The organism is Pseudomonas sp. B21-056 (genome assembly GCF_026016325.1).
Classification (GTDB): Bacteria; Pseudomonadota; Gammaproteobacteria; order Pseudomonadales; family Pseudomonadaceae; genus Aquipseudomonas.
Genome location: NZ_CP087203.1, coordinates 3,540,127 through 3,563,688, shown reverse-complemented (window position 1 = coordinate 3,563,688; position 23,562 = coordinate 3,540,127). Strand labels below are relative to the sequence as shown.

The following is a 23,562-nucleotide window of genomic DNA, read 5'->3' as shown; positions in this document are numbered from 1 at the left end:
CCTCAATAACGGAAAAGCCGCCAGGACAACAGCCGGGCGAGCCCGACGATCAGCTTGGCGATCAGGTAATACAGCACGGCCGCGAGGGCGAAGTATTCGAAGGTGCGGAACGTCTTGACGTTGTATTCCTGGGTCACCCCGGTGAGGTCGTTGTTCAGGCCGACCACCACGCCCAGGGATGTCATCAGCACTGCCCAGACCATCTGGTTGGTCAGCGGGTAGAACACGATGCGTAGCAGTTGCGGGACGATGATCATCCGATAGGCCTGGAACGCGCTCATGCCCAGGGAACGGGCAGCGCGCATCTGCGTGCCGGGCACGGCCTTGAGGCCACCGCGAAAGTTCTCTGCCAGGTAGCCGGCATTGTTGAAGGTGATCCCGGCCAGCAAGGCCAGCCAGGAACTGACGTGCAGCCCGAGGGAACCGAGGCCGAAGTAGAGGATGTAGATCTGGAACAGCGACGGCGTGTTGCGGGCGATGGATACCCAGCCATTGCCGATGCCGCGCAGCACGGGATGACGCGCCTGGCGCATCACCGTCAGCACCAGGGCGATCAGCACGCCGAAGATCATCGACAGTGCGGCGGTCTCGAACGTCACCCAGGCCCCGGCAAGCATGTCAGGCAAGGCGCGCAAGGCCGGGCGCCATTGGAAGCTGTAGTCAAACATGGAAGGGATTCCCCTGGCGGGTGGCAGGTTGCAGCCAGAGCGGCGGTTGGCCGCTGGCGGTGGCGATGCAGGCGGCGTCGACACAGGCCGCGAGGCTGGCAAAGTGCACCCCGCGCCCCACCAGGCCGGGTGCGTAATGGGCGTACTTGCCGGAGTTGGTCATCAGGGTGGTGGCCGCGGGCGGGATGACCGGTTCGCCGAGCATGCACCAGCAGGTATCGGTCACCAGCGTCGCGCCGAAGGCCTCGATGGCGTCCAGGTGACCTGCCTGGCGGGCCTGTTCCAGCACCGCACGGCCGCAGGTGATGGCCAGTACCACGTCCGGGTGCTTGCTCCGACCGGCGCAAAGAGCGGCCAGGGCGGCGAATTCGCTAAGGGAGAAATGCGGGTTGCCCAGGGAGACCACGTCTACCCGGTTGGTTCGGGCGCTGTTGAGCTCGCGCCAACTGGCAAGCAGGCCCGCGATATTCACCGTTTCCAGCGGTCGCGGACACTCCGCCTCCAGCACAGCGGCCGGGTCGAGGGCTTCCGGTGTGATCCCGGCGATATGGAACAACGGCGCGGCGCTGGTGGTGGCGAATGCGGCGCCGAAGGCTTTCAGGTCATCCAGGGTGGGTGCGGCGTGTTCCAGGCCGCGTATCAACGGAACACGCCGGCCCGTCAGGCTGCCGATGTGATAGCCCAGCAGCGGATAGAAACTGTCATCGACATCTTCCAATAACGGCACGTCGACGATCAGCCTGGCCTTGCGCGGGCCGTCCAGGTGACAACCGCTCGACGACGCCCGGCCGCACAGTGCGATGCAGATATCGAGGAAGTCCGGGTACTTTTGCGTGCGAGCCCCGAGCACACTGTTGGCGTAGACCACCGCGTTGGACTCGGCCCAGACGATCTGCTCGCCGGCTTTGGGCGCGGTGTCCAGCAGATACGGTGCGCAGGTGAAACTCAACTGCGCACCCATCGCCATGTAGGCATCGCCCAGGGCACTCGCCGGTTCACCCAGGCTCGGGTCGACGCCCAGCTCCCGCCAGCGGCGCTGGTCCACGGAAATGGAGTTGAGGGTGGTGGGCACGCGCACCTTCGCGCCCCATTGCACCAATTGCTCGGCAAAGCGCAGGCTGGCCGGGCCGGTGTAGATGCAACCGTCGATGTGGGCCTGGGTCACGTCCAGCAGTTGCGTGGCGCCCTGGATCTCGGCCATGCGCAAGACGATTTGCATCGCCACCTGGGCAGCCTTGCCGTGCTTGCCGTCGAGCAGTGTCCGATCCTGTTCGGTGAGCTTGACCATGGATGGTGTGGCTGGTTGCAAGGGCACGTCGGCCCCATCCCAGCGATCATTGGGGCGACGGCCGGACAAGGTCAGGCAATTGCCTTCGATGCGCACGAAACCCTGGCCGCGCAGCCCGTCGAAGGCCTCGCGACCGATCTGCACGACCGGCAACGAGCGCTGGAAAATCAACTGGGCCACCAGCACGCCGAGGGTCAGGATTTCATCTGCTTCGGCCAGCACCAGGGCGGCAGGTGCATGGCCGTTGCTGATCAACTCCATCAGGACGCTGCTGCCGGTGCACGAGCCGCGCCCACTGGGGATCGCCAGCACGCGCCCGGCCAGGCGCTCGCCGCTGAGCGGGTGATGGCGGTCGATGACTTCGCCGCTGGCCGGATCGACACCGCCCCAGAAGCTCAAGCCCACGTCGGCAAAGAGCAGGGCGCCCTGGGCGGCACCCTCCACCAGACTACGACCCACGACACGGATAGGCCTGCTTGGCATGCCCCGATCCTCAGTAATAGACCTGCGGGACAGTCAGGTTGGCCGGCGGAATATCGGTGCCGACCCATTTGACGAACAACTCTTTATAGCGACCGGTGCGTACCTGCTGGTTGACGAACAGGTTGAGGTAGTTGATCAGGCCGAACTCGTTGCGCTTGGCGCCGAGGGACACGTAGTCGATGACATAAGGCGCGTCACCGGCGATCTTCAGGTTCTTGTACTTGCCCGACTTGATGGTCGCGGCGGCCACGGTATTGGTCACCACCGTCGCGTCGATGTGCCCTTGGGCGACGGCCAGCAGCGTGTCGTTCTGCGACTGGTAGGCGCGGAAACTGCCGCTGCCCCAGTTCTTCTGGTCTTTCTCCAGCGCGATGGCTTCATAGGTGCCACTGGTGTTGCCCACGGCCTTGCCCTTGAGGTCGGCGAAGCTGTTGATGCCAGTGTTGTCGCGGGTCAGCACCACCATCTGGAAGGCGAAGTAGGGCACGGTCAGGCCGACGGTCTTGGCTCGCTCCAGGGTGTCGGAGGTGGATGCAACGATGACATCGGCGCGGCCGGAAATCAGCGCCGGGATCCGGTCCGGGAACGGTGTTTCCACCACTTCGGCATCTACCCCCAGGACTTTCGCCAGATCGTGGCAATAGTCCACGTCGAAGCCCGCCGGTTTGTTGCCTTCGTCACGAAAGCCCATGGGCGGGAAGTCCAGGGTCACGGCGCAGCGCAGCTTGCCGGAGCCGATGATGTCATCGAGCTTGTCGGCATAGGCGGGTGTGATGAGCAGAGGGGTCAGGACAACGCTTAACGCTACGGCCAGTGCAGGGTTCTTCATAAATGCCTCGCTGTCGAATAAATGCGGTGAGATATCGTATTGAGGATTTCGTATACGATATTAGATAAGCAATCGGCGTGCCTGCTCGAGCTATTTCTCGTTATGATCAGTAACTATTTGATATAAAAGGTAATAGACAGCCTTGAGCATTGCGCAATGCCAAGGACCGTTTCAGCAAGGTGTTACAGATGGGAGCAGTGGGTGTTCCGACGCCTTGTAAGGGAACAGGTTCAGTGCTGGCTTTCGCGATATTGGCTCGGCGACAGGCTGGTCAAGGCGCGGAACTGGCGACTGAACGCGCTGTGATCGGTGTAGCCGCAGCGCAGGGCGATTTCAGTGATCGGCAGGTCCTTGTCCAGCAACAGCCGCGAGGCTTCTTCCAGCCGTGCCTTGTGGATCATCTGCCGGGGCGTGAGCTGGAAGATGCGTTTGCAGTGCCGCTCCAGTTGCGCCACCGACAACCCGGCGATGGCGGTCAACTCGGCCAGGCTGATAGGGCGGGCGAAGTGCTTTTTGATATGGGCGTCCACCGCCGCCAGTTTCTGGAACGCCGGGTGGCTGGACTGGGGCAGTTGCAGATCCCGGGAGATGCCGGCCAGGCCGACGATCTGGTCATTGGGGTCATGCAGGGCGATTTTGTGGGTCAGGCACCACACCGGCTGATTGCCGTAATACAGGTGCAGTTCGAGCTGGTCGGCCAGCTCCCGACCGCTGGCCAGCACCCGTCGATCCTGTTCGGTGTACAGCGGGCCGAAACGCTCGGGGAACACCTGCTCGGCGGTGAGGCCAAGCAGATCGGCGCTGTGCTTGAAGCCACAGCGCCGGGCCAGGGTCTGGTTGACGAAGGCGTAGCGGGCCTGTTTGTCCTTGATGAAGAACACCACGTCCGCGAGGGTGTCGAGCAGCGGTGCGATGGATTGCAGGCTGTGGAGCAGGGTGTCCAGGTCGCAGGGGGGGATGGTGGTGAGCGAGGGGTACATGGGGCCGGCATCATCTGGGGTGGGGGCAAGGGTTGCGCAAGAGTAGCAGGAGAATGACCGGCCAATTGATGTGGGAGCGAGCCTGCTCGCGATAGCGGTGTGTCAGCAACCAATCTGTAACTGATATATCGCTATCGCGAGCAGGCTCGCTCCCACAAATGGACCGCTGTCTGGCTCAAGCGAGCGGGGTTTCTTCCAGGCTCAGCAGGGTTTCAATCCGCGCCGGACTGAACGGCGGGCGTGGGACGGGCGGGGTCCAGTCGAACAGATGCTCCAGGGCGGCGCCGCAGACCCGGCCCTGGCAGGCACCCATGCCGCAACGGCTGGCGAGCTTGGCTTCGCGCCAGTTCATGTGGCCGATCAGGTCGCCGTAGGGCACGTCTTCGCAGCGACAGACCAGGGTGTCGGCGCGGGCCAGGGACTTGAGCCGTACATCGAGGGTGAAGGCCTTGTTCAGCGTCCGGGCGAAACCCTGCCAGCGGTTCCGACGTGGCCATAAGCGTTGCGCGGCTGCGGTATCGCCGACCGCCGCGTGACCGGCAATTGCACCTTCCACCAGCGCCAGTTCGCTGCCACCGAAACCAGTGCATTCGCCCGCGGCGTAATGGTCGGGGCGGGTCGTCGCCTGCCAGGTGTCGACCGCGAGGGCATTGTCGGCAAGCTCGCAGCCCAGGGCCTGGCCGAGCTGGGTGTTGGGGATGAGCCCGAAACCACAGGCCAATCGATCACAGGCCAGTTCGACGACCTTGCCCTGTTGCAGCAGACGCACGCCTTCGAGCCGCTTCCGACCCAAGGCCTCCAGCACATGGCTGCCAGTGCGGTAATGCCGGTCGAACAGGCCGAAGGCTTGCAGGAACTTGCCCGGCCAGCGCGGCAATTGCGCGGCGAAACCGGCCACGGCGGTACGGTTGGCCTGCTCGGCAACCAGCAGCACGTCAGCGCCTTGGTGTTTGGCCGTGGCGGCGCTGGCCAGTAGCAGCGGTCCGCTCCCGGCGATTACCAAGCGTTCGCCCCGCACTGGCAGGCCACCCTTGATCAGCGCCTGCAAGCCGCCGGCGCCGGTGACGCCGGGCAGGGTCCAGCCGGGGAAGGGCAGCAGCAACTCCCGGGCGCCGGTGCAGAGGATCAGGCGCTCGTAGGTGATCTGCCAGCCGCGTTCGGCGTCCTCCACCAGCAGGGTCTTGTCGCCGGCCTGGGCGATAACCCGGGTGCCAGCATGGCAGTGCACATTGGCACAGGCCTGCAATTGCTCGCGCAAGCGGCGTGCCGCGGTGGGCAGGCTGGCCTGGGGGCCTTCGCGCCAGATCTGTCCCCCGGGCAACGGGTTGTCGTCCAGCAGCACGATACGCGCGCCGCTGCTCGCCGCCGCCAGGGCCGCGGCCATGCCGGCGGGGCCGGCGCCGATGATCAGCAGGTCAGTGGTTTCGTTCATGGTCGGGTCTGCACATGCATGCCGTCGCGGCACAAGGTCTGGCAGGCCAGGCGGCGCTGGCCGTCGATCGTCACCCGGCATTCCTGGCAGATGCCCATGCCGCACAGGGGCGCACGCCGTTGGCCGCTGACCGAGGTGCGACTGCAACCGTCCGCACCCAGGGCCAGGGCGGCGGCAACATTGGTGCCTTGAGTGACCGTCAGTGGGCGGCCATCCAGGAATAATTCAGGCATCTATCAGGCTCCGTATGAAACTGTGGCGAGGGGATTTATCCCCGCTGGGCTGCGGAGCAGCCCCCAAAAACCGCAACCATCAGCTACCTGACACACCGCAGCGGCTGAACTTGGGGCTGCTGCGCAGCCCAGCGGGGCGGTGCGACGTTTCGCTGAATCCCCTCGCCACAGGGATTTAGCTGACATACACAGGCTCCCCCAGAAAACGCTCCGGCAGATAGGCTTGAGGGGCCAACGGCGAGGTTTCGTTGAACAGCTGCGCCACCAGTAAATCAGCCGTCGCAGGCGCGGTGGTGACCCCCAGTCCTTCATGCCCCACCGCCAGCCACAGGCCCTTGCGTTGCGGATGCTGCCCCACCAGCGGCAGGCCGTCGGGGCTGGCGGCGCGGAAGCCGGTCCAGGCGCGGATGCCGTTGAGTTGTGCCAGCCCCGGCAGGTAGTCGACGGCGCGCTTGAGCATTTTCGCCAGCATCCAGCCTTCCACTTGCGGGTCGACGGTGCCGAACTGCCGCGAGGCGCCGATGAACAATTGCCCGGTAGGGCGCGGCTGGATATTGCACGCCACCGACGGGCCGCTGGCGTTGTGGGCACTGGTGACATAACCCAGTTCAACCAGGGTGTGGGTGACGGTGGCAGGGTAGCGATCGGTGATCAGCAGGTGGCCTTTCTTCGGCTCGATCGGCAATTCCGGGCACAGTTCGGTGGCCTGGATGCCGTTGGCAAGAATCACCGCCTCGGCCCGCAACCAGCGCCCGTCGTCCAGACGAACCCGCGAGCCGTCCACTTCGGCGACCAGCGCCCGTTGCTGGCGGATGTGCGGCCCGTCCAGCATCCAGCGGGCCGCAGCGGGGGCGTAGAGGATGCCGTCGCCCTTGATCAGCAGGCCACCTTCCAGGCCTTCGCGCAGCTCGGGCTCGCGTTGACGCAGGGCGCCGCGCCCGATCAGTTCACAGGCTTCTCCGTGGGCCAGCAGATTCAGGTACTTGCTGTTGGCTACCGCCATCTCCTCCGGATTGGCCGCCAGCCACAGGGTGCCGTTGTTGCGCCAGCCACAGCCTTCGGGAAGAGCCGGAGCCAGCTCGCGCCAGCGCTGCAAGGAATATTGGCTGAGGGCCAGTTCCGCCGGGTTGTCGTCCAGTACCAGCAAGTGCCCCATGCCGGCCGCCGTGGCGCCATGCCAGCCGGCGTCGAGCACCAACACCTTCAAGCCACGCTGGGACAATGCCCGGGCGCAGGCCGCACCGATGATGCCGGCACCGATGATGATCACGTCGGCGATCAGCCCCTCGGTCACAGGCGAATGCCCCAGGCGAACGGGTCATCCGCTTCGATGATCAGCGTGGCCTCGGCGCTGACATAGGCGCGGCCGCGAATGGTCGGCACGATGCGCTCGCCCGCCTGTTCATAGGAGCCTTCGAACTCGCTGCCGATGACACTGGCCTGGCGCCAGATCTGACCGGGTTGCAGCTTACCGTCCGCAGCCAGGCACGCCAGCTTGGCACTGGTGCCGGTGCCGCAAGGGGAGCGGTCGTAGGCCTTGCCGGGACAGAGCACGAAGTTGCGGCTGTCGGCCTGCGGGTCGTCAGCGAACAGTTCGATGTGGTCGATCAGCCCACCGTCCTCGCCACGAAAGCCCTGCTGCTCCAGCGCTTGCTGCACGGCGTAGGTGTAGGTGGTCAATGCGTCGAGGTTGTCGCTCGCCACCCGCTGGCCGTGGTCGGCGATCAGGAAAAACCAGTTGCCGCCCCAGGCCACGTCGCCCTCCACCGGGCCGATACCGGGCACTTCCAGGCGCAGCGCCTTGCGCCAGCGATAGGCCGGCACGTTGCGCACGCTGACCGAACGGTCCTCATGCAAGGTGGCCTGTACGGTGCCCACCGGGGTTTCGATGCTGTGCACACCCGGGCCGATCCGCCCCAGGTGCGCCAACGAGGCCACCAGGCCGATGGTGCCGTGGCCGCACATGCCCAGGTAGCCGCTGTTATTGAAGAAGATCACCCCGGCGCAGGCACTCGGGTCCACCGGTTCACAGAGCAGCGCGCCCACCAGCACATCGCTGCCCCGCGGCTCCAGCACGCAGGCCGCGCGCCAGGCGTCATGCTGCGAGGCCAGGCGCTGCCTGCGTTCGGCCATGCTGCCCTGGCCAAGGTCGGGAAAACCGTCGGTGACCAGTCGGGTCGGTTCGCCGCCGGTGTGGGAATCGATCACAGTGATGCGCTTCATGGGGCCACGTCCGTTCAGATAAGTGACGGCAAGCGTGGCCCGCGACAGGGGGTGGCGGCTTGATGGTTTTATCTGCCGGTCATGACGAAATCGGCACAGTGCAGGTATCGCTAATCAGTCGGAAGCGTTTCTCCACTGCCACTCGATGTGATCGGTATTGATGCCCAAGGCCTCGAACTTTTCCGCCACGTAGCGCAGGCAGGCACCGCCGTCGGGACGGTAATGCCCGGAGGCATCATTGACCATGGCAATGACATGGTCCATGCGGTGTTCCCTGATCCGGAATTCCCCGGCGCACATGACGGGCCTGCCGCTGCCGAGTTGGCTGTGCCTTATATAATTGGCCCGATCAGCGTGTTCCCAGCGTTTATAGATGATGGAGTTTTCCGGGGTATAGACCCAGGTGTAGCTATCGGACTGGTCGTTGGGAGAGAGTATTTCGCTGGTTTGCGACTTCAATTGATTGCCGATCAGCTTGCCATCCCACATCCCCACCAGCTGACCCACGCCGTCGATTTTCGACGGGTCATAGCAACGCCAATGCATGAGATCGCCGATGAAGGGCATCCACCTGATCGGGTAGGTCTGGGCGTTGAGATCGATCGAGCGATGGTCGGCGTTCAGCCAATCGGAAAAATGCACATGGCCCGACCATACGGCCAGCAAGTGCGAGGATGAATTCCTGAGCCAACTGCGCACTCGCTTGAATGAAAGGTTGGTATAGATGTCATTGGCCTTGATCAGTACGGATTCCAGCTCCCAGTCATCAGAGGCTATCGGGTGGGCTTCGGGCCTCTGGTAGAAGGTCAGTCCGTCGATTTCGGACAATGAGATCCGCGGGCGGCCGAACAGCCGCGCAATGTCGATTTCCACCGTGATGGTTTGCCCGACTCGCGGGGCTTCGCAAAATAATTGCATCTGACTGAGAGGGCCCATGGACACATAAAGGGTGTCGTCGGTGCCGGCCCAATGTTGATCGGTGATCGAGGCTGTCACAGTCAGGCTGTCTACAATGGTGTCGGTCATGATTAAAGGTGCGTTCTGTCTCTGATTAAGAAGTCACCGATTCTGGAGCCGTGTTGCAGGGGCCTGGTGGTACATATGTATATGCGCAAAAAAAATGCCGGGGCGATCATCGCCCCGGCATTGTCGTTCAACGGCCCGCTTCAACGGCTGGAAGGCAGGAACTCGAACAGCGTCTTGCAGACCCCGGCGATGTGCTCGTCCAGCAGTTTCACCGCCCGTTCGACATCGCCGGCACGGCAGGCATCGAGGATTTCCCTATGCTCGTGATCGGCGCGCTCCTTGCCGGCCGACAGGCTCATCTGCATGCGCAGATAACGCTCCAGTTTGTCGTGGACCGAACGGATCAGGCCGACCAGAAAGGGCCGTTGTGCCGGTTCGTAGAGGCAGGCGTGCAATTGCCAGTTGAGTTCGGCCCAACGCCCGACGTCATCCTCACCGATGAACTCGCGGCAGATGGCCTCGGCGCGCGCGAAGGTGTCTTCGGTCATGTTGGGAATCGCCAGGCGCAGCACCTTGTCCTCCAGCAACATCCGCACTTCGAACATCTGCGCCAGCTCCACCTCGGACATCCGCGTGACCATCGCCCCGCGATTACGCTGGAACATCACCAGCCCCTCGGCCTCCAGCCGCTTGAGCGCTTCGCGCACGGGGATCTTGCTGACGTTGAACTGACGGGCGATGTCGTCCTGGCGAATCGGCTCGTCCTCGGCAAAATGCCCGGCCACGATGGCCTCGCGCAGGTGTCGGGTGATGATTTCCGAAGTGGAAGGGGTGTTGCCCAGGTCGGGCAGGTTGAACTTGGATAAAGTCACGGCGGCAGGTCGGTTGCTGAGTTGGGGATATGGTATACGACTTGGTGGCGGTGGTGTCGAGGTGTCCTGGCTCCGGTAAACAGACGAAACCTGTGGCGAGGGGATTTATCCCCGCTGGGGCGCGAAGCGGCCCTAAAATCAGGCAGTTCGGGTGCCAATTTGATCCAGGGGCCGCTTCGCAGCCCAGCGGGGATAAATCCCCTCGCCACAAGGGGGTTGTGTTCAGCCGTGGGACAGGCGGGTGACATACGCCTCTGTCCGAACGATGACCCATCCTGTCACCAACGCACCCAGCGACAACGCCAGCCCAAACAGGACCAACGCCACATCGGCGCCGAATCGGTCAGCCAGTAGGCCTGTGACCACCACCGGAATGCTGAAGCCGATATACGCGAACAGGAAGAACCCGGCACTGACCCGGGCTTTTTCCGCACCGGCCAATGCAGTGATCGCCGATAACCCGCCCAGGTACAGAAAACCGTAGCAGGCGCTGCTGGCTCCCAGCGCCCCAAGCAGCACCGCGATCAGCGAACCGCTGCTCGCGCCCCAGGCCAGCAGTGCATAGCTCAAGGGCAGCACCAGCAAACCAAACCCAGTGGCCCGGGCCGGTTGCAGGCGGCGCACCCAAGGCTGGAACAACAACCCGCAACTGATCACGGTGAAGGTCGACAGGCCCGACCATTGCTGCAGGTCGTGGCGTGCCAGCACCGAGGGCAGTATCGCGATGACCAGGCCTGATGTTGCCCAGGCCAGCAGCATGGAAAAGCCGTAGGGCAGGCTGCCAGCGGGGAACAGCGGCAGGCGCAGCATCGGTCCATGGCGCGTTCTGGCGGCAGGGTCCGGTAGCCTGGAAACCACGATGATCGCGATGCCGGCCAGGAGCAGTTGCAGCCAGAAACTGCCGGGCACCACGCTGTGGTGGACGAACAGGAAAAGACTGGTCAGTGCCGCCCCCAGGCCGAAGCCCAGGGATGTACTGGCGGTGATCCGATTGGCGGCAGAGCGGGTGTCGCCGCCGGCCATGAGTTCGCTCATGTAGGCGGTCGATGTCGCCGAGGCCAGGCCCGTGCCCACGCCCATCATCAGTCGCGCCAGGCCGAGGGCGAACAGGTTCGGCCAGATTGAAGTGATGACGGTTGCCAGCATCGACAAACACAACGCCAGCAATATCAGCGGCCGGCGGCCCACCCGGTCGGCCAGCCCGCCGAAGGCCAGCAGCACCGGCAACACCCCCAGCACATAACAGGAGAACGCCACCGCCGTGGCACCGGCCCCGTAGCCGGAGGCCTGAGCGTAGGTGGTGTACAACGGTGCCTGCAGGTTGACCGCGAGGGTGATCAGGCAAAGACCGAAAGCCAGTCCCCATGAATGTCGATGCTGTGCGTTCAAGCGTGTTCCCCGGGAGTCGTTGAGTAAGCGTCTCTGGACTATCACCGCCGGGCCCCACAGGAACAAGAAACAGGCCGAGGGATTTTGTGATTAACTGTTCGCTCGAAATCTGGAAACACTTCAAGGGCGCCCAGCATGGACCTGAACATCGATCGCAATGCCGCCGAGCCCATGACCCGGCAACTGATGAGTCAGCTCGTGGGCTGGATCAGCAGCCACCACATCCGCCCCGGTGCCCGAATGCCTTCCATCCGGCAATTGGCTCAGGAAAATGCCGTCAGCCTATCGTGTGTGATCAAGGCCTATGACCAACTGGTCGCCAGCGGAGTATTGGAGTCCCGGCATGGATCGGGTTTCTTTGTCGCCCAACAGGTGTCCCGGTCCAAGGAACCGGGTGCTGAAACGGGTGAGGGGGCGTGGACGCTGTTCGACAACGAGTCCACGCAGCTCAAGCTTGGCTGCGGCTGGCTGCCCGACACCTGGCGCGACGACACCGATCTGGGCCAGGCCATCCGCCAGGTGGTGCGCAGCGACAGCCATGCACTGTTCAACTACAGCACGCCGCTGGGCTCCGTTCCTCTACGCCAGCACATCCAGAAACGCCTGGGCCTGATCGACATACACGCCGATCTTGCGCAGATCCTCACCACCCAAGGCGCCAGCCATGGCCTCGACCTGCTGGTGCGCACGCTCCTCAAGCCCGGTGACCTGGTCCTGGTGGAAAGCCCTGGCTACTACAATCTGTTCAATCTGCTGAAGCTGCACGGGGTCAGGACCCTGGCAGTGCCGAGAGGCCCCCAAGGCCCGGACATCGACAGCCTGGAGCGCCTGCTCGGGCAGCACAAGCCGAGCTATTTCTTCATCAACAGCATGTACCAGAACCCCACCGGCACCAGCCTGGCGCCGAGTGTCGCGTATCGTCTGCTGCAACTGGCCAACCAACACGATTTTCGCCTCATCGAAGACGACATCTACGCCGACTTCCAGAACGGGCCGACCTCCCGCCTGGCGACCCTCGATGGTTTGGACCGGGTGATCTACCTGGCGAGTTTTTCCAAGACACTGTCCAGTTCGCTGCGCATCGGCTATGTCGTCGCCCAACCTGACATCATCAACCGGCTGGCCGAGGTCAAGATGGTGACCGGCATAGGCTGCTCGCTGTTGGCGGAAAATGTCGTGGCGACACTGCTCGCCAATGGCGCTTATCGCAAGTTGCTCCAACGCCTGCGCCAGCGTTTGAACAAGCAGATGGCAAGCACGCTCCGTCAGCTTGACCAGGCGCATTGGGAGGTCTTCGCCGAACCCAGCGGAGGCCTGTTCGTGTGGGCCAGGCCCCGGCATGTGGAGAGTGAACGGGTCCAGCGGATCGCCCGTGAAGCGCAGGTCCAGCTCTCTCAAGGCGCCAGTTTCATGCCGGCAAGGGAGACATGCGATTGGCTGCGGCTGAACGTGGCTTTCGTCCAGGATATTCGGGCGCAGACGTTTTTCCGGCGGATCGAAGAGGCGTCGCTGGCGGGGCGGGCGGAACATAGGAATGAAGCTGTTTGAGAGTTGGTCGGAATCTCGGACGTTTCCCGCAGGCTGTGACGTCTTTCGCTGACTGTACGGTGATGGGGTTCGCCGCTAAATTCTGTTCGTCGCTACCGATGTAGCGACCGGATGTGGAAGTCCGTTCTCTAGCTAAAGGCGCTAAGCGTCCATGAGCTGATGTTGACCGCTTTTTGTGTCAACATCGCCGCGTTATGGCAGCTTTGCGCGGGGCACTTTAGGGTGCGCCGGGTTCCTTTAGCCCCGGTCTTCCACACCTGCGTACGGCTGCCACCTTCATGTGGAAGTGAGGTTGGTGGTTAATTGAACTGCTAAAGGAGCTTCACCCATGAATCGTTACATGCCCATCACTGGGATCGAAAACAACTACCACGCTCTATTGATCGACACCGAGGCGCCGCTGGATGTGTTGCACGATACGGCGGCTTATCGAATCGCCGCAGTGACACAACTATTGGAAAATCTGGCCATGCGCTCGGAGATCAGCAGCGATGCAGTGATCCTGCATGACTTTGCCGAAGTACTGGCCATTCCCTTGCGCGATGGGTGCGATCTGCTTGATGTCATTGGTCGCCGATTGCATGCGATGGCCTCTGACTTGGAATAGTACCGATCAGTTAAGTCATGACTCTGTGCGAGCTTGCTCGCGATGGTCGTCAGGCGATGTAAATATCGGCCGGGGGCCCTCGTCGCGAGCAGGCTCGCACAAAATATGTGCGATAGAAGGGGCTGAAATTTATTTCTAATCAATTGGTTATCGCTGTTTTTCCAGGGGTGTTAGGAGAAAATAGGACTTTCCCTTTAGTTGATATGTCGTCGGATGCCGCTTGTCCCAGAATGGCTTCAAGTTTTCCGAGAGGCTAGCATACGGAGCCGTTTTGCTGACGGCTCAGGAAATTTACTTTCTGGCATTAATCGTGGCTATGTGCTATCCATTTAGGATTCCCTTTCTGTCGAGCTTAAAAAATGAAAGATGCTACGGGCAAACTGTATGTTTATTCTCGACATAAACGTATTGCTTGCTCTCTATAGGTTTCTAGGCCCAATCTGAGATGTATGCTAAACCTGTAGGTGGATTGAAGTAAGAAGACATGGTTTGGAGAGTAATTTAATGGAGGCTAGACGATGAGTAAGGTGTTCCTAAGCCATAATCATGCAGACAAGCCATTTACAAGACGTCTTGCGAGTGATCTTCGCCAAGCTGGACATTCAGTCTGGATAGATGAAGCTGAAATAAATATCGGTGACTCTTTGATAGGGAAAATTCGTGAGGGTCTTGATGAAGTAGATTTCGTGGTAGCGGTTCTAAGCGAACACTCTATTGGTAGTGTTTGGGTCCAAAGAGAGTTGGAGATCGCGTCCAACCGAGAAATCGAAGAGCGTAGGGTGGTTGTCCTCCCATTGTTGGTGCAAAAAGTTGCGTTGCCGGGTTTTCTTAAAGGGAAGTTTTATGCTGACTTCACGGACCCCACTTCTTACAAGCGCATGTTTGAGCTTCTACTTCGATCCCTTGGCCCGGCAACGCCTCTTGACAGACCCGCTGACGCTGAAATGGAAGCGCTTAGGCATGAATTATCTGTCATGAAGGATGCCTTAGAGGATCTTTCTAAACAGAATAAAGCTCATCAGCATTTTTCACTGATGCACAAGAGCGCTCGTTTAGCTGAAGCTGTTGACCGTGCTAATCAAAAATTTCCCAGTCACGCGCCGATCAATAATACCTATGCTTTTGAGGTTGGTAATACAGTGGTAACACTGGATTATCTGCTTTGGGGTATTGGTAAGGCCATGAGGACAGGAGCTCACGTTCTGGATGCGCTGCTTTCAATGCACAACAAGTGGCAAGAGGCTCACTGTATGATCGAAGCATATGACGATCTATTAGCCAGTTATGACTAGTTGATCAGAACAAATAGCCATACCCTTTACACAGTTAATGATAGTTCAGAGCCCTTACCTTCTGGTCGAGACGCTAGTATATGAATACGCTTCCAGTTCCCGCATATGTCCTTGCTGTAATCGCTGATACGGTATCTGAGACTGAGACTCACGCAAGCTTGGATAGCCTTTTTATGTACGCTGAGGCTCCCGGCGACCCGCCCGATGGAAGTAAAGCTGTGAAGGCTCTTGAGTGGCTCAGGCGAATCAACAAAGAGAGTGGAGACCGGGCGCTTTCGATCATTGGGCGAATCGTTGAGAAATATTTAGAAGCTCCTGAGCCCAATGCGGCCCTTTGGCAACCCGAAGCAGCCATTGAGGCGCAGAAGGCTAGAGTAAGTAGGATCAAGGAAGCATTGGCCCGTGCTGGACTCTCATATAGCTCTGGTGGGGTTCTTACTCATGGCCAAGGCATCGCAACGAAATCACTGGCAGAATTGGTTAAGGCCCGGAGCTTAGAGGTCATTGATTTTGAATTTGATCGAGCACTGAAGAATGTCACGGCAAGCCCAAGAGAAGCCGTCTCTGCTGCGTGCAATATACTAGAAACCATTTTCAAAATTTATATTGAGGAACACTCGCATCTTTCAATGCCAGCCAAGCAAGATCTTCAGGCGGTATGGAAGGTCGTTAAAACTGATTTGGGCCTTGATGCTTCAATTGTAGAGGAGCGAGATCTCCAGGAGATTATTAGCGGACTCATGGCTACAGTGAACGGGATCGGTGCCCTGCGTACTCACGGGAGTTCGGCCCATGGTCCCGGAAAGCGTCCTTATAGGCTGAAACCTAGACACGCTCGGTTAGCCGTGCACGCAGCGCATACCATCGCTGCGTTCATTCTTGAAACCTGGGACGAACGAGTCTCAAAGGTCGCTAGCTGATTCTATTTTCATTTACGCGCGAGCAATTGAGGAAAGGATATGAGCTGGAAGCGGGTCGTACTTGGTGTAGTAGTCGCGTCTTTATTGGTTAGCTGTGGTACTAAAACAGTTTCCACTGCGTTAGCTGCCAAACCGGGTGTCGTCACCGGGACAGGGGGGGACGGTTATCCAATCGTTAAGTCCATTACGTTTAAGCGTCCAGTTGCGGAAGTCTCACGTGTTCTTTCCTGTATGCAAGCTGAGGTTGACGGCCTATCTGGCAGTCCAGTAGCGATTGATGGTGTGGCCAAGGCGAGTGGAAAAGTGTACGCACCTCTTCAGTTCAGTAATTACGTTGCATTTGCAATGTCTGTGCGTGGAAGCGAATATCGCTTTGAGCGTCTGACGAACGCAGGGATAAATGGTCCAGCTTTTGAGCTAATGGCATCAGCTTATGGGACCCCCGAGAATGCTTACACTGCTCTCGAAACAATAGCTAACCGTGTAAGTGATTGTGCTGCGAATCCCAGTGCGGTGAATTAAAGGAAACCCCTATGGTTGGACTTATTGTTGCCGCCAGCGCGGGATTGCTCCAACTGCCGGTTCGTTACTGGCCTAAGCTGCTGTTTCCTAAATTGTCACATATCATGGGCTGGATAAATGTGTATGAGTCAGCGTGGCAGCAGCAGATGGGGAATTTCTACACCGGCGACCACACTATATTTTCCGTGGTGTAGGAGAGTGCCCAATCTAATCATGAAGCAGATCACTACTGGAGAGGGTGAATGCTTAGGTGTATGGGACAAAAATGGGGCAAACCGTATGCCATTCCATGCCAGACGTTTTTCCGTTGGATAGAAGAGGAATCGCTCGTACTCAGCGGAGGCTGACCGCATGCAGTAGAGAAAGAGTTAATAGGAATGCATATCAAACAGGAATGAGTTGCTGTATCGTTCGCGACACATTCTTGTCGGCCGTCCGGAGACGGTCGGTGTTTTTCCATTAGGGTTGTGCGATGCGTCGGATTCTCGTTTCACTGTGTGTGCTTCAGGCTTATTCCGTTTCCACTTGGGCAGATGAGCCCACTGCCCCGGACCGGGCGCCGTTGGAGTTGCAGGCCACGGACATCGTGGGGCTTTCGGATAGTGAAACCGCGCAGGGCCCCGTCCACGGCTATCACGCCACCCGTTCGGCCAGCGCCACGCGCACCGACACTGCCATTCATGAAACCCCGCAATCCATCAGCGTGGTGTCCCGCGACGTGGTGGAAGACCTCGGTGCCACGCGTTTGCAGGATGCCCTCGATTATGCGGGCGGGGTGGGGCGGGCCAACAACTTCGGCGGCCAGGGCCTGACCACGTTCACGGTGCGCGGCTTCACCACCGGGGAGTTCTACCGCAACGGTTTCCCGATCAACCGTGGCTACCCGAACATGCCCGACGCCAACACCATTGAGCGGCTTGAAGTGTTGCGTGGCCCGGCGACCATGCTGTACGGCCGTGGCGATCCGGGCGGCACATTCAATGTGGTGTCCAAGCAACCGCTGGCCGAACGCACGGTGACCCTGGGCAGCCAGCTCAACGACCAGGGCATGCGTCGCGGCACGCTGGATGCGTCCGGGCCGTTGGATGACGAGGGGCGTCTGGCCTATCGGCTGAACGTGATAGGCGAGGGCGGCGACACCTTCCGTGACCACGTCGAGACCGAGCGTTACGGCGTCGCACCGGTGGTGTCCTGGCAGGTCAACGACACCACTCGCCTCACGTTCGAAGGCGATTTCATGCGCAACAACCACCCGCTGGACCGTGGCCTGACGCATTATGCCGGTCAACGTGGCACGGCCTCCCGCGATACCTTCTTCGGCGAGAAAGACGCCGGCAAACTGCACAATGACAACAACATGCTGCAGGTGCGTTTCGAGCACATGCTCAACGACGACTGGACCCTGGCCGGCGGTACCCAGTGGCTCGACGGCACCTTGCAGGGCAACGCGGTGGAAGGCAACGGCATCGCGGCCGACGGGCGTACCCTGGGTCGTAACTTCAGTTACCGCAAACTGGAATGGACCGACCGCGACACGCAGCTCAACCTCACCGGGCATTTCTCAACCGGCGGGTTCGAACACACGCTGTTGACCGGGATCGAGTATGAGGATTACCAGTACCAATCCATCATCCAGCGTTCCGCCGCCGGGACTGGCGCCTACCCGATCGACATCTTCAATCCGGTGTATGGCCAGCCCCGCCCGGCACTGACCCGTACGCCTACCGATGATCAGGAAAACCTCAAGACGTTCGGCGTGTTCGTCCAGGATCAGGTGGCGGTCACCGAGCGTTTGAAGCTGTTGGCGGGCGCGCGTTTCGAGCGCTTTGAGCATGAGTACGAAACGTTTGTCCCGCAGGATCCACCTGGCAGCAGGAACTGGAACGTAACCGACAGCGCCGTAACCCCGCGCCTGGGCGTGACCTACGATCTGACCGATACGGTGGCCGTCTACGCCAATACCGCCCGTTCTTTCAAACCCAACACCGGTGCCAGCCGTGAGGGACAAGGAAACGGCTTCAAGCCGGAGAAGGGCAAGTCCTATGAAATGGGTATCAAATGGGAAGCGCTGGATCGTCAGTTGAGTGTCGATGCCGCCATCTACCAGATCGAAAAACGCAACGTGCTCACCGCTGATCCCGTGGATTCGACTTTCAGTGTGGCGGCAGGCGAAGTGCGCAGCCGTGGGTTCGACCTGAACGTGGCGGGCAACCTGACGCCGGAATGGCGCATGATCGGCGGCTACGCTTATGTCGATGCCGAGGTGACCAAGGACATCAGCATCCCCAGCGGCACCCGTCTGCTGAACGTGCCGAAGAACACCTTCAGCCTGTTGAACGTCTACGAATTCCAGGACGGCGGCCTCAAGGGTCTGGGCCTGGGGGTAGGGACCAAGTACGTGGATGAGCGGGCCGGCCAGACCGCGGCGAATGCGTTCTCGATGGACAGCTACACAGTCGTCGACCTGCTCGGCTACTACAAGGTCAACGAACGGATCCGCCTGAACCTGGACCTGAAGAACCTGTTCGACGCCGACTACGAGGAAGGCGCCTTCGGCAACGTCTACGCCTACCCGGGCGCACCGCGAACCGTACAGGCAGGCATTTCCTATACCCTCTAAAGCAAGTGCAATCCCTGTGGGAGCGAGCTTGCTCGCGATGGCGCTGGGTCAGGCAACGAAGTTCCCGACTGGTAGGGCCTCATCGCGAGCAAGCTCGCTCCCACAGGGAAACAATGGGGCTTCTACCACTTGCCCGTGCTCATCCCGCCATCCACCGGCAGTACCGCGCCGGTCGTAAAATCGGCACCGGCCAGATACAGCACGGCCTCGGCGATTTCCCCGATGCTGCCTACACGGCCGGCCGGGGCCAGGTTGTTGAGGAATTCGCGGTGCGCCGGGTCATGCATCGGCGTGTCGATGATGCCGGGCGCGACGGCGTTGACCTTGATGTTGTACGGCGACAGTTCAAGGGCCAGGGCACGGGTCATCTGGTTGACACCACCCTTGATCAACACCGGCAGCGCTGCCGGCACCTGGATATTCGGTTGCAGGGCCACTGCGGCGGAAATGTTGATGATGAAGCCTTGCCGGCGACTGATCATGTGCGCGGCAGCCGCCTGGCTGGCGTAGACCAGTCCCTTGAGGTTGGTGTCCAGCAACGACTCCAGGTCCTGAGGGCTGTATTCGACGAAGGGTTTGGGCAGGAAGAACCCGGCGTTGTTCACCAGCCCGTCAACCGCGCCGAATGCTTCGATGGCCTTGGCGACGAGGTTGGTCGAGGTCGCAGGGTCGGCGATATCGCCGGCCATGCCGATGAAACGTGCCGAGTGACCGAGCTGGCCGGCGGTATCCTCCAGGCCCGCGCGGGAACGGGCATTGCCGACCACGTTGTAACCCCGATCCAGAAACGCCTTGACCAGACCCAGACCGATGCCGCTCGAGGCGCCGGTGATGATGACGGTTTTGTTGAGACTCATGATTTTTGACTCCTGATCACGTTGGGTGAAAACCGCTGCGCCGGTGTGGGCGTTGGTTGAGATCAGGGTATTGATGCGCTTGGGTTTGATAAACGGGGGATCTGGTACTTGAGTTGATACTTGATGTAATCAATCCTTTACTTAGCGCCAATCCCTGTGGGAGCGAGCCTGCTCGCGATGGCGTCGGGCCAGTCAGCATCAATGTTGGATGCACGACCGCTATCGCGAGCAGGCTCGCTCCCACATTTGATCTGCGTCAGATCAGATATCAGCAACGCCCCCCATCCACTGTAGGCAAAGTCCTCGACCTGCTGAATCTTGCGCTTCAGATGGTCCAGCAATCCGGTCTTGGTTTTCTGAAAATTCTGCTCGAACGTTTCAGTCGGATGCAGGTACCAAGGTTGTTATTGACATGTATTTTTGTTGTACATAGTCTGTATACAGAATGAATTCACATAAAATCATTGCCTGCGCTACGACCTCATCTGCCATAAAAATAACCAATGATTGGGGAGAGAACCGCCATGTTCGGGCCGGTGTTGTACCTGATGAACCGCGCACGTTACGTGCAGAAGTTCAGCATTATCTTTGTGGTGTTCATGGTGCCGTTCGCTTGGTTGTCGTTCGAGCGACTCAGCGCCTTGAATGCCGAACTGGCCAGCACCCGGTCGCAACTACAGGGCATCGCGGCGCTTGAGCAGTCCATGCCAGTGTATCGGCTGTCTCTCGAGTTATTGGGCATTAAGCTCACGGCTAAAGCCGCGAAAAGTCCAGAGCTGACCCAGGCGCTCAATGATAAACAGCAGGCACTGGACCAAGCCCGCCAAACCTTGAATATCTGGTTAGAGCAGGCGCATCTGCCTTTGGTGACTCAGGAGGCGGCCAGCGGTGTTGTTCAGGCAGATAAATCGGTTAGCTCGTCGTATAACGAAGTGTTGGCTGATCAAGAGAGTTATCCGGCGGCAATGAAGCGTATCGCGTGGGCGACTTTTCTGAGCTTGGATCGTGAGGCTGAGGTCAATCGTGCCATTGACCTATTTTTCAGCAGTTCCCTCCCTCTGTATCAAGTGATTGGGCAAAGCCGAGCCTACGCCGGATATATCGCCGCTTATGGCTATCTGGAAACCGTTTCACGACCGGGTGTAATGAGCCAGTTGGCCAGCCTTGAGGGTTTTACCCGGCTTACGGATCAGCCACTGATGAGTGAAGCCGCGTTGGGTGCGGCTGAAATGTACAAGACCCAGACCCTGGACAAATACAGGCAAAGTACTCAGTTCGATGAGGAGTCGACCGGGTTATGGCTGCAGCGCATGCAGGCATTCGATCCCATGCTGCAAACGCTCGACACCGCAACTGGGCAGTTACTGGCAGGCGTATCCAGCCGCTTGAAGGAGCGGGCGGCTTACGACAAGCAGCGCTTGATTGTCTGGTTGGCGATTCTATTGTCGGTGGTGGCAATTATCGTTTATCTGTTTGCCGGTTTTTATCTATCGGTACGCACCAGTATTGGCAGTATTACCGAGGCCACGTGCCGGTTTGCCGAGGGCGATCTTGGCCATCGCATCGGCGCTCAATCGCGTGATGAACTGGGCGGCTTGGCCACCGCATTCGAGAGCATGCGCGAGCGAATCCGTGAGCTGATTGGCGAGGTAGCACGCTTTTCAGCCGCCACCGAAAGCAAGGCGCTTAATGTCAGCGAAGCTGCCTCGCGCTCCCGGCAAGGCGTTGTTCAGCAATCGATGGAGCTTGAGCTGATCACCACCTCGATGACCGAGTTGGTCGGCAGCGTGCACGAAATCAGCCGCAGTTCTCACCTGACCTCCGACTTTGCCGCGCTTGCCAGCGACAAATGCCGAGATGGCGGCATGCAGGTCGAGCGTGTGGTGCAAGGCATTGATCTGTTGTTCTCCGAAATGCAGCGCTCCATCTCTGCCATTAGTGCAGTCGAGCGTGAAAGTCTGGAAATCACCCGCGCGGTGAGCATGATCCGCAGTGTGTCAGAACAGACCAATCTGCTTGCACTCAATGCCGCTATTGAAGCGGCGCGTGCCGGCGAGCAGGGCAGGGGTTTTGCTGTGGTCGCCGACGAAGTGCGTAGCTTGGCCACGCACTCCCAAGGTTTGACCGGCGAGATTCACGCGACCATCGAGCGTCTGCGTCAGGAGGTCGATAACGCCGTGCAGCGTATGCAGGCCACCCACGCCAGCGCGGGGAACGTGATGAGCGAAGTGCGCCTGGCGGCGGGAGCCTTTGAGGAAATCACCCGTGGTATGGGCGAGATCGTTCAGCACAACGTGCAGATTGCCACGGCCGCCGAGCAGCAGACCAGTGTGGTCGAAAGTGTCGAACGTAACACCCGGCAGATCCGCACGCTCAGTGCCTCCACGGCTGATTCTGCCGGGCACATGGTAATGGCCAGCAACGAAGTTGCCGAGTCCTCACGCGAGCTAAATCGGCTGGTTGGTGCGTTCAGGATGTAGCCCTTCATCTCAAATGGCCCGGCTGTGCAAGACATCGGCGTTCAGCCGGGCTCGATAAAACCAGAATCTCACTCCTTGGGAAGACTTCGGTACTGCGTCGTCGTCATCCCCGCATAACCCCAGTTATCCGTATCAACTTCCTCGATCACGATGTGGGTCAAGTGCGGGTCCTTGCCCAGTACACGCTGGAGGGTTTCGGTGATTTCCGAGATCACTTGGGCTTTCTGTTCGCGGGTGACGCCGTCGCGGGTGATACGCACATTGACGAAAGGCATGTTGCACTCCTGCTGGTTGAGAGAAGGTGCGCAGGCGATTCCCTGCGCAACCGAGGCCACTGTATTTATACGCCACGGGCTGATAAACAGGTATCTGGCATCTTCAGTTGATACACGGTGTAACGAGTCATGAAGCGACATTTCGAAGACTTGCAGTTGGGCAGCATAGAACTGTTTTGCCTGGCGGCCGAGGCGGGCAGCTTCACGGCGGCGGCCCAGGTGGCGGGGGTTACCCCGGCGGCGGTGAGCCGTTCGATTTTTCGCCTGGAGGAACGCCTGGGTTCGCGCCTGTTCGTGCGCACCACCCGCAGCATCCGCCTGACCGATGCCGGCAGGACCTATTTCGAGCAGTGCCGACAGGCGTTGACGCAACTGGTGGAGGCACAACAGGAAGTGATGGGCGCGCAATCGGTGCCGTCCGGGCAACTGCGCATCAGCTTGCCCACCACCTACGGTCATCACCGGATCCTGCCGTTGCTGCCGGCCTTCCGTGCGCTGTACCCGCAAGTCAGCGTGGACGTGCACCTGAGCAATCGAAACATCGACTTCGTCGCCGAGGGCTATGACCTGGCGATTCGGGTCCGAGCCCAACCGGACTCTTCCCTGATCGCCCGGTTGCTGGAAGACGCGAAGCTGGTGGTGGTCGCGGCGCCGGACTATCTGCACAAGGCCGGCACGCCGCGCACCCTCGAAGAGCTGGACGATCACCAATGCATTCAGTTCGAATTGCCTAGCAGCGGCCGACGAATTTCCTGGCTGTTCAATGTCGACGGCAAGGAGCGTGAGGTGTTCGGCCAGGGCAATTATTGCTGTTCGGACGACGTGCTGGGCGGGGTGACGCTGGCCAAGCATGGTGCAGGGTTGTTCCAGACCTACCGGTTCATCGTCGAACGGGAACTGGCGGACGGGCAACTGGTGGAAGTGCTGCAGCCTTTCAGTGGCCGCTCACGTCCCTTTACCTTGCTCTATCCCCATGGCCGCTACATGCCCCAGCGGGTCCGCGCCTTCGTCGATTTCCTGTTGCAGCATCGGGAGCAGTGGGCTGGCATCTGAGCAGATGTCCCGGAGAGAGAGCCCC

Annotated in this window: 21 protein-coding genes and 1 pseudogene; 9 read left to right on the top strand and 13 right to left on the bottom strand. The window is 60.2% G+C overall.

Annotated features, from left to right (window positions below):
* Window positions 1-2: 2 nt before the first annotated feature.
* The 11 genes from LOY67_RS15015 to LOY67_RS14965 all read right to left on the bottom strand — a co-directional run bounded on the left by LOY67_RS15015 (window position 3) and on the right by LOY67_RS14965 (window position 11,363).
* On the bottom strand, window positions 3-668 hold the full coding sequence (locus tag LOY67_RS15015) for an amino acid ABC transporter permease (RefSeq protein ID WP_265063235.1): 666 nt from the start codon (window positions 666-668) through the stop codon (window positions 3-5).
* A complete protein-coding gene (locus tag LOY67_RS15010) occupies window positions 661-2,439 on the bottom strand; it encodes an aconitase family protein (protein WP_265063234.1) in 1,779 nt (592 codons plus the stop codon). The genes LOY67_RS15015 and LOY67_RS15010 overlap by 8 nt, the downstream gene beginning before the upstream one ends.
* Before the next feature lie 10 nt (window positions 2,440-2,449).
* The gene (locus LOY67_RS15005) at window positions 2,450-3,268 is read right to left on the bottom strand and encodes a transporter substrate-binding domain-containing protein (RefSeq protein WP_265063233.1); all 819 of its coding nucleotides are present in this window, start codon (window positions 3,266-3,268) and stop codon (window positions 2,450-2,452) included.
* A gap of 230 nt (window positions 3,269-3,498) precedes the next feature.
* Window positions 3,499-4,248 (bottom strand): AraC family transcriptional regulator, encoded by a 750-nt coding sequence (locus LOY67_RS15000; RefSeq protein WP_265063232.1) that lies wholly within the window; start codon window positions 4,246-4,248, stop codon window positions 3,499-3,501.
* Between the two features lie 175 nt (window positions 4,249-4,423).
* Complete coding sequence (locus LOY67_RS14995; RefSeq protein ID WP_265063231.1) at window positions 4,424-5,680, bottom strand: FAD/NAD(P)-binding oxidoreductase; 1,257 nt, start codon at window positions 5,678-5,680, stop codon at window positions 4,424-4,426.
* Entirely contained in the window at window positions 5,677-5,913 is a 237-nt protein-coding gene (locus LOY67_RS14990) for a (2Fe-2S)-binding protein (protein WP_265063230.1), read from the bottom strand. The genes LOY67_RS14995 and LOY67_RS14990 overlap by 4 nt, the downstream gene beginning before the upstream one ends.
* 175 nt (window positions 5,914-6,088) lie before the next feature.
* A complete protein-coding gene (locus tag LOY67_RS14985) occupies window positions 6,089-7,207 on the bottom strand; it encodes an FAD-dependent oxidoreductase (RefSeq protein WP_320109987.1) in 1,119 nt (372 codons plus the stop codon).
* Entirely contained in the window at window positions 7,204-8,136 is a 933-nt protein-coding gene (locus LOY67_RS14980) for a 4-hydroxyproline epimerase (protein ID WP_265063229.1), read from the bottom strand. Before LOY67_RS14980 ends, LOY67_RS14985 begins: the two co-directional genes overlap by 4 nt.
* A gap of 114 nt (window positions 8,137-8,250) precedes the next feature.
* A complete protein-coding gene (locus LOY67_RS14975) occupies window positions 8,251-9,162 on the bottom strand; it encodes a hypothetical protein (protein ID WP_265063228.1) in 912 nt (303 codons plus the stop codon).
* A 140-nt stretch (window positions 9,163-9,302) separates the two neighbouring features.
* Complete coding sequence (locus LOY67_RS14970) at window positions 9,303-9,974, bottom strand: GntR family transcriptional regulator (protein ID WP_265063227.1); 672 nt, start codon at window positions 9,972-9,974, stop codon at window positions 9,303-9,305.
* A 222-nt stretch (window positions 9,975-10,196) separates the two neighbouring features.
* Window positions 10,197-11,363, bottom strand: coding sequence for an MFS transporter (locus LOY67_RS14965; RefSeq protein WP_265063226.1), 1,167 nt, complete (start codon window positions 11,361-11,363; stop codon window positions 10,197-10,199).
* Between the two features lie 135 nt (window positions 11,364-11,498).
* Here LOY67_RS14965 and LOY67_RS14960 point away from each other — a divergent pair, with 135 nt between their 5' ends.
* From LOY67_RS14960 to LOY67_RS14935, 6 genes are all read left to right on the top strand, one after another.
* A complete protein-coding gene (locus LOY67_RS14960) occupies window positions 11,499-12,911 on the top strand; it encodes a PLP-dependent aminotransferase family protein (RefSeq protein ID WP_265063225.1) in 1,413 nt (470 codons plus the stop codon).
* 328 nt (window positions 12,912-13,239) lie between these two features.
* Window positions 13,240-13,518 carry a hypothetical protein gene (locus LOY67_RS14955; RefSeq protein WP_144929348.1) on the top strand — a complete coding sequence of 93 codons (279 nt, stop codon included), beginning with the start codon at window positions 13,240-13,242 and terminating at the stop codon, window positions 13,516-13,518.
* 518 nt (window positions 13,519-14,036) lie between these two features.
* Entirely contained in the window at window positions 14,037-14,810 is a 774-nt protein-coding gene (locus LOY67_RS14950; RefSeq protein WP_265063224.1) for a toll/interleukin-1 receptor domain-containing protein, read from the top strand.
* A gap of 80 nt (window positions 14,811-14,890) precedes the next feature.
* Complete coding sequence (locus tag LOY67_RS14945) at window positions 14,891-15,730, top strand: abortive infection family protein (RefSeq protein ID WP_265063223.1); 840 nt, start codon at window positions 14,891-14,893, stop codon at window positions 15,728-15,730.
* Window positions 15,731-16,263: 533 nt separating this feature from the next.
* The gene (locus tag LOY67_RS14940; RefSeq protein ID WP_265063222.1) at window positions 16,264-16,446 is read left to right on the top strand and encodes a hypothetical protein; all 183 of its coding nucleotides are present in this window, start codon (window positions 16,264-16,266) and stop codon (window positions 16,444-16,446) included.
* Between the two features lie 278 nt (window positions 16,447-16,724).
* Window positions 16,725-18,872 carry a TonB-dependent siderophore receptor gene (locus LOY67_RS14935; protein ID WP_265063221.1) on the top strand — a complete coding sequence of 716 codons (2,148 nt, stop codon included), beginning with the start codon at window positions 16,725-16,727 and terminating at the stop codon, window positions 18,870-18,872.
* A gap of 122 nt (window positions 18,873-18,994) precedes the next feature.
* Here LOY67_RS14935 and LOY67_RS14930 read toward each other — a convergent pair whose 3' ends face one another.
* Window positions 18,995-19,729, bottom strand: coding sequence for an SDR family NAD(P)-dependent oxidoreductase (locus LOY67_RS14930; RefSeq protein ID WP_265063220.1), 735 nt, complete (start codon window positions 19,727-19,729; stop codon window positions 18,995-18,997).
* Window positions 19,730-20,232: 503 nt separating this feature from the next.
* Here LOY67_RS14930 and LOY67_RS28560 point away from each other — a divergent pair.
* Together LOY67_RS28560 and LOY67_RS28555 are read left to right on the top strand one after the other, a co-directional pair.
* Window positions 20,233-21,354, top strand: a pseudogene (locus LOY67_RS28560) (HAMP domain-containing protein); the annotation flags it as partial.
* Window positions 21,346-22,209: a methyl-accepting chemotaxis protein gene (locus LOY67_RS28555; RefSeq protein ID WP_413776217.1), complete on the top strand. Its 864-nt coding sequence runs from the start codon at window positions 21,346-21,348 to the stop codon at window positions 22,207-22,209. The pseudogene LOY67_RS28560 and the gene LOY67_RS28555, both read left to right, overlap by 9 nt.
* Window positions 22,210-22,277: 68 nt before the next feature.
* Here LOY67_RS28555 and LOY67_RS14920 read toward each other — a convergent pair whose 3' ends face one another.
* Entirely contained in the window at window positions 22,278-22,484 is a 207-nt protein-coding gene (locus LOY67_RS14920) for a tautomerase family protein (RefSeq protein WP_003202537.1), read from the bottom strand.
* Between the two features lie 129 nt (window positions 22,485-22,613).
* On the opposite strand from LOY67_RS14920, the gene LOY67_RS14915 reads away from it, so the two are divergent.
* Window positions 22,614-23,537: a LysR family transcriptional regulator gene (locus tag LOY67_RS14915; RefSeq protein ID WP_265063218.1), complete on the top strand. Its 924-nt coding sequence runs from the start codon at window positions 22,614-22,616 to the stop codon at window positions 23,535-23,537.
* Window positions 23,538-23,562 lie beyond the last annotated feature (25 nt).

What these genes read in the sequence shown, in the direction of transcription:
- LOY67_RS15015 (WP_265063235.1), bottom strand. Translation starts at nt 668, where the DNA reads ATGTTTGACTACAGCTTCCAATGGCGCCCGGCCTTGCGCGCCTTGCCT.
- LOY67_RS15010 (WP_265063234.1), bottom strand. Translation starts at nt 2,439, where the DNA reads ATGCCAAGCAGGCCTATCCGTGTCGTGGGTCGTAGTCTGGTGGAGGGT.
- LOY67_RS15005 (WP_265063233.1), bottom strand. Translation starts at nt 3,268, where the DNA reads ATGAAGAACCCTGCACTGGCCGTAGCGTTAAGCGTTGTCCTGACCCCT.
- LOY67_RS15000 (WP_265063232.1), bottom strand. Translation starts at nt 4,248, where the DNA reads ATGTACCCCTCGCTCACCACCATCCCCCCCTGCGACCTGGACACCCTG.
- LOY67_RS14995 (WP_265063231.1), bottom strand. Translation starts at nt 5,680, where the DNA reads ATGAACGAAACCACTGACCTGCTGATCATCGGCGCCGGCCCCGCCGGC.
- LOY67_RS14990 (WP_265063230.1), bottom strand. Translation starts at nt 5,913, where the DNA reads ATGCCTGAATTATTCCTGGATGGCCGCCCACTGACGGTCACTCAAGGC.
- LOY67_RS14980 (WP_265063229.1), bottom strand. Translation starts at nt 8,136, where the DNA reads ATGAAGCGCATCACTGTGATCGATTCCCACACCGGCGGCGAACCGACC.
- LOY67_RS14975 (WP_265063228.1), bottom strand. Translation starts at nt 9,162, where the DNA reads ATGACCGACACCATTGTAGACAGCCTGACTGTGACAGCCTCGATCACC.
- LOY67_RS14960 (WP_265063225.1), top strand. Translation starts at nt 11,499, where the DNA reads ATGGACCTGAACATCGATCGCAATGCCGCCGAGCCCATGACCCGGCAA.
- LOY67_RS14955 (WP_144929348.1), top strand. Translation starts at nt 13,240, where the DNA reads ATGAATCGTTACATGCCCATCACTGGGATCGAAAACAACTACCACGCT.
- LOY67_RS14950 (WP_265063224.1), top strand. Translation starts at nt 14,037, where the DNA reads ATGAGTAAGGTGTTCCTAAGCCATAATCATGCAGACAAGCCATTTACA.
- LOY67_RS14945 (WP_265063223.1), top strand. Translation starts at nt 14,891, where the DNA reads ATGAATACGCTTCCAGTTCCCGCATATGTCCTTGCTGTAATCGCTGAT.
- LOY67_RS14940 (WP_265063222.1), top strand. Translation starts at nt 16,264, where the DNA reads ATGGTTGGACTTATTGTTGCCGCCAGCGCGGGATTGCTCCAACTGCCG.
- LOY67_RS14935 (WP_265063221.1), top strand. Translation starts at nt 16,725, where the DNA reads ATGCGTCGGATTCTCGTTTCACTGTGTGTGCTTCAGGCTTATTCCGTT.
- LOY67_RS14930 (WP_265063220.1), bottom strand. Translation starts at nt 19,729, where the DNA reads ATGAGTCTCAACAAAACCGTCATCATCACCGGCGCCTCGAGCGGCATC.
- LOY67_RS28555 (WP_413776217.1), top strand. Translation starts at nt 21,346, where the DNA reads ATGCGCGAGCGAATCCGTGAGCTGATTGGCGAGGTAGCACGCTTTTCA.
- LOY67_RS14920 (WP_003202537.1), bottom strand. Translation starts at nt 22,484, where the DNA reads ATGCCTTTCGTCAATGTGCGTATCACCCGCGACGGCGTCACCCGCGAA.
- LOY67_RS14915 (WP_265063218.1), top strand. Translation starts at nt 22,614, where the DNA reads ATGAAGCGACATTTCGAAGACTTGCAGTTGGGCAGCATAGAACTGTTT.